Origin of the sequence: Streptomyces spongiae (genome assembly GCF_009377185.1) — a bacterium.
Classification (GTDB): domain Bacteria; phylum Actinomycetota; class Actinomycetes; order Streptomycetales; family Streptomycetaceae; genus Streptomyces; species Streptomyces spongiae.
Map to the genome: position 1 here is coordinate 1 of NZ_VJZC01000746.1, position 4,240 is coordinate 4,240.

The window sequence follows — 4,240 nt, forward strand, 5'->3', positions numbered from 1 at the left end:
GGGTGGGAGGCGGGAAGACGTACGACGGTCAGCGGAGCGGATCCGGTGCCGGGCCGAGCAGGACGGCGAGGTCGCCGGGCTGAGGTGAGGCGGGTGCGCCGCTGCCGTCAGCGGGCACCAGCCGGCCGCCGGAACGTACCAGGATCAGCAGATCGTGCCGGTCGGGGAGCGTTCCTGCCGGGTCGTCGACGTGTTGCGTCACGATGCGGGCCCCTTGCGCGTAACGCTGGGCCAGGGCGAGGCGGGTGAGGTCCGGGGCGAGCAGGGTCTCCCCCTTGCCGTAAGGGGCGACGACGCCGTGACTGTCGCTGCGAGGTCCGAGGCGGTAGACCGGCACTCCGTCGTCGCTGCTCAGCACCGTCGACGCGAGGGCGTTGAAGTCGTCCTCGTCGGTGAGGAGCAGGACGGCCGTGATGCCCTTCAGCCGGGCTCCGCGTCCCGTTGCCGCCGCGAGCAGTTCTCCGGGCGCCAGCTCCAGTCCGGCTTCCCGGATACGCCCCCGCTGTTGCTCGGAACCCGCCCACATCAGCACCTCAAGGCCGGCCGACCGCAGGGTGCGCCCGAGGTCGACCGCCCATGGATCGCCGCCGACCAGGAGGGGGGCGGGCGCGGGAAGGGCGGGTGGCGCCGAGCCGGCGGGCGACGGGCACCGCTGTCAGACCGTAGAGCGTCACGGTCGCTACGATGGTGAGAAAGGTGGCCGGGAGGATCTTGGACGCCCCGCCGACGCCCGCGCTGACCAGGCCCGCCGAGAAGGTGGAGGCGTTGGCCGCGGCCACGATGCCGCGCGGGGCCATCCACGCGATGAAACCCCGCTCACCGCGTGTCAGGCCCGCCCCGAGGGTGGCCAGCCACACGGCGAGAGGACGCGTGACCAGGACGAGGACCGCGACGATCCCGAGCGTGGGCAGGACCACATGGCGCAGGGACGCCGGGGTGACCGTGGAGGAGATGGAGACGAACAGCAGCCCGATGACCAACTGGACCAGCGTTTCGGAGAACGGGTGCCGCTCGGGCATGTCGACACCGGGCAGATGGGCCACCGCCAGGCCCATGACGATGGCGGCGATGAGCCCGGTGTCGTCGCGGACGATGTCGCAGACCGCGGCCACCGCGATCACTGTGGCAAGTTGCCCGGCGGTGCCGAGCGTCCCACCGGGCCGGAATCTGGTCAGCAGCAGCCACAGCAGTGCGCTTCCCACCACGGCTCCGGCCAGACCGACCCCGACGCTGATCAGGAACTGCACCACCTGGTAGCCGGCGGACTTGTTGTGACCGCTGTCGAGGACGGCGGCGAACACAAGAGCCCCAAGAGTGGCCCCGATGGGGTCGACCAGGGAGCCCTCCCAGGAGAGGATCGTCTGGGGCCGGTCCGCCGGCCGGACGAAGGCCAGCAGCGGTCCGACGACCGTCGGCCCCGAGACGACGAGGATCGCGCCGAGCATCACCGCCGAATCCCCGGACATCCCCAGCCACGGATCGGCGAGCAGGGCGACGGTGACCCAGGACAGCGCCACGCCCAGCACGATCAGCCTGACCACGGTGCGGCGCGTGTGCCCGCGGAGCTTGCGCGGGTCGAGCCCGAGGCCGGCGTCGTACAGGATCAACGCCACGGACAGCGACACCAGCGGGCTGAAGGCCGGGCCAAGCAGGTTGTCGGGGTGGATGTCGTCGGTCAGGGCGCCCGCGACGAAACCCGCCGGGAGCAGGATGATCAGCGCCGGAACACGCAGACGGGAAGCGGCCAGCTGGGAGCCGACGGCCAGGACGAACGTCAGCCCCACGCCGAAGAGGATCTCGTCGGTCGTCACCGCCCGGACTCCTCCCAGCCCACCTGCCCACGCATGCGCACGACGTCCACCATGATCACTAAGCGGGAAGCCGTCGGCCTCCCCGCTGACGCTTCCGGGCGACCGGGACGACGGAGTCCCCGGCGCGGCACCGTCGTCGTGGGCCGTCAGAGGCGCGACGCCCGGCTGTGTCACCATCGTCACGGCCGTCGCCGCCTTCGCCGGGTTCCTGTGAAGGCGACCATGTCGAACAACCGGAGGACCGCACGCCGTGCAGCACGACGGAGAGACGCATTCGCAGATGCGCACGGCCACGCCACCGACGGTGTCCACCGAAGCCCGCCCCGCAGCTCCGCGCCCCATCACGCGCCAGATTCTCACCTTCGCCCTTGTCGGTGTGGTCAACACCATGACCTACTACGGTCTCTACCTGCTGTTTCTCCTTCGCCTGCCGTATCTCGCCGCCCACGTCCTCGCCTTCGCCCTGAGCATGACGGGATCGTTCTTCCTGAACGCCCGGTTCACCTACCGCATACGCCCCACCTGGCGGAAGTTCCTGCTGTTCCCCCTGAGTAACGCCACCAACTTCCTGGTCACGACGTCGGGCGTGTACCTGATCGTCGACGTCCTGCACGCCAGCAGCCGGCTGGCCCCTCTGGTCGCGTCCGGAGCGGCGGTCCCGGTGACGTTCGCGGTGTCGCGGACGATCATGCTGCGGGGCTCGCGAAGCCGCCCTGCCGGCGCCGGGCTCGCCCGCACCCGCCGGCTCTTCTGAGGCCGAGGCCGCGGGAGCGCGGGAGCCCCGGGCGGCGCACACTGGAAGTGGGTGGCGGTTGGTGCTCGTAGGGGGTGTCGGCCGATGTCACAGACACAGGGAAAGAAAGCCCTCACCCGCGCGGGACTGTGGCGGTGGCGCCGCAACCCGCTCCGGCGGGGCAGCGACCTCGTGGAGGCGTGGGTGCTGCTGGCGGCCTGGGTTCTGGCCTTGGTCGGCGGTGCCCTGGTCGGGATGGTGGCGGCGAGCGCCGCCAACCGGACTTTCGACCGTCAGCGGGCCGAACGCCAGGAGGTGACGGCCACGGTCGTCCAGAACACCAGACGCGCCGTCGACACCGAGGGCGCGGCGTCCGGAAGCGGAACCGGCGACGATCTGTCCTGGGTCACGGTCCGCTGGAAGGCGCGGGACGGCGCGGAGCACATGGGCCGTACCCAGGCGGCGCCCAACACACGGCCCGGTACCCACATCACCGTCTGGACCGACCGGCACGGCCTTCTGGCTGCCCAGCCGCTCGAACCCGCCGAGGCCCAGGTGGAGGCGGCCCTGCTGGGCACGATGGCCACGGCCTTCACGGGCGGGGCGGTGTGGTTGTCTGCGTACGGTGTGCGCAAGCGCCTGGAGCGGCGGCGTATGGCGCAGTGGGACGAGGAGTGGGAGCGCATCGACACCCGTTGGGGGCGGAAGACGGGGTGACGGGACCCAGCCGTGCTGATCCATCCTTCCATCCATCCGAGCCGAGCCATCCGAGCCGAGCCATCCGAGCCGAGCCATCCGAGCCGAGCCATCCGAGCCGAGCCATCCGAACCGAGCCATCCGAGCCGAGCCATCCGAACCGAGCCGCCGGGCACAACGGCCGGGCCGCGCGAGAGTGCTCGCCGAAGCAAACCGGTCATGTGCGTGGCTTGTTGCCGCGATGTTTCCTGGCGCGAGCGGATCTCTGTGCGTGAGCCGTTAGGATCACGGCGTGGTTACGGCTTGGTCACCCCGGCATATGGTGCGGGCCCGCTCTGGTGCGGGTCCGCTGGTGCGCCTCCTGGCTCTCGCCGTGCTGCTGTTCGGCATCGTCCTCACGCACGGAGCGAGCCCCGACGGCGTCGCAGGACACCTGGTGACCAGCGCGGCGACGCCTGCCGCCGGGCCGGCCGAGAAGGCCCACGGCCCGACGGACGCCCACGGCAAGACCCGTCCCACCGCGAGGGATGAACGCCGCGGGGACCACACGCCGTCGCATCCGGCCGAGCACTGCGCCGCCGGGCAGCCCTACCAGGGTCCGGCCCTCACCCAGCCGTGCTTTGCAGTGTCGGTCGGCGAACCGGTCAGCCCTCGGCGGGCGATGGCACACCAGGGTCTCAACGAGCCGGAGCTGTCCGTCTCGGCGTCGGCGAGCCTCAGAGCAGCGGTCGTTCAGCAGGTCTAGAAGCCGGCGACTTCCCCCTCTCCGGCTGTTCCGCTCCGCGTCCGGCTCAGGCTCTGCGCTCCGGCGTTCGAGTCAGGCTTCCGGGTTCGATCTCGTGCCCGATTCCGAGCCCGAGCCCGAGCCCGAGCCCGGTCCCGGCCCGAATCCGGTCCCGGCCCGAATCCGGTCCCGGCCTTATCCCGGTCCCGACCCGTTTCCGGGACCGCATGCGACGGACAGCAGGACCGTTCGCCGTGCCACCCCCCACCCATACCC

At 71.4% G+C, this 4,240-nt stretch carries 5 protein-coding genes; 3 read left to right on the forward strand and 2 right to left on the reverse strand.

The annotated features are described in order from the left end of the window. Positions 1 to 28: 28 nt before the first annotated feature. Together FNH08_RS54270 and FNH08_RS45880 are read right to left on the reverse strand one after the other, a co-directional pair. On the reverse strand, positions 29 to 526 hold the full coding sequence (locus FNH08_RS54270; protein WP_407704584.1) for a hypothetical protein: 498 nt from the start codon (positions 524 to 526) through the stop codon (positions 29 to 31). Between the two features lie 7 nt (positions 527 to 533). Further along, positions 534 to 1,811 (reverse strand): cation:proton antiporter, encoded by a 1,278-nt coding sequence (locus tag FNH08_RS45880; RefSeq protein WP_407704585.1) that lies wholly within the window; start codon positions 1,809 to 1,811, stop codon positions 534 to 536. 280 nt (positions 1,812 to 2,091) lie between these two features. Between FNH08_RS45880 and FNH08_RS45885 the strand changes: the two genes are divergently transcribed. The 3 genes from FNH08_RS45885 to FNH08_RS45895 all read left to right on the forward strand — a co-directional run bounded on the left by FNH08_RS45885 (position 2,092) and on the right by FNH08_RS45895 (position 3,985). Next, positions 2,092 to 2,565: a GtrA family protein gene (locus tag FNH08_RS45885; protein WP_152777603.1), complete on the forward strand. Its 474-nt coding sequence runs from the start codon at positions 2,092 to 2,094 to the stop codon at positions 2,563 to 2,565. A gap of 84 nt (positions 2,566 to 2,649) precedes the next feature. Beyond that, entirely contained in the window at positions 2,650 to 3,261 is a 612-nt protein-coding gene (locus FNH08_RS45890) for an Rv1733c family protein (RefSeq protein ID WP_152777601.1), read from the forward strand. A gap of 331 nt (positions 3,262 to 3,592) precedes the next feature. Continuing rightward, the gene (locus FNH08_RS45895) at positions 3,593 to 3,985 is read left to right on the forward strand and encodes a hypothetical protein (protein WP_322726519.1); all 393 of its coding nucleotides are present in this window, start codon (positions 3,593 to 3,595) and stop codon (positions 3,983 to 3,985) included. Positions 3,986 to 4,240: the final 255 nt, after the last annotated feature.

Coding starts and splice junctions, on each gene's coding strand:
- FNH08_RS54270 (WP_407704584.1), bottom strand. CDS start 526: ATGTGGGCGGGTTCCGAGCAACAGCGGGGGCGTATCCGGGAAGCCGGA.
- FNH08_RS45885 (WP_152777603.1), top strand. CDS start 2,092: ATGCGCACGGCCACGCCACCGACGGTGTCCACCGAAGCCCGCCCCGCA.
- FNH08_RS45890 (WP_152777601.1), top strand. CDS start 2,650: ATGTCACAGACACAGGGAAAGAAAGCCCTCACCCGCGCGGGACTGTGG.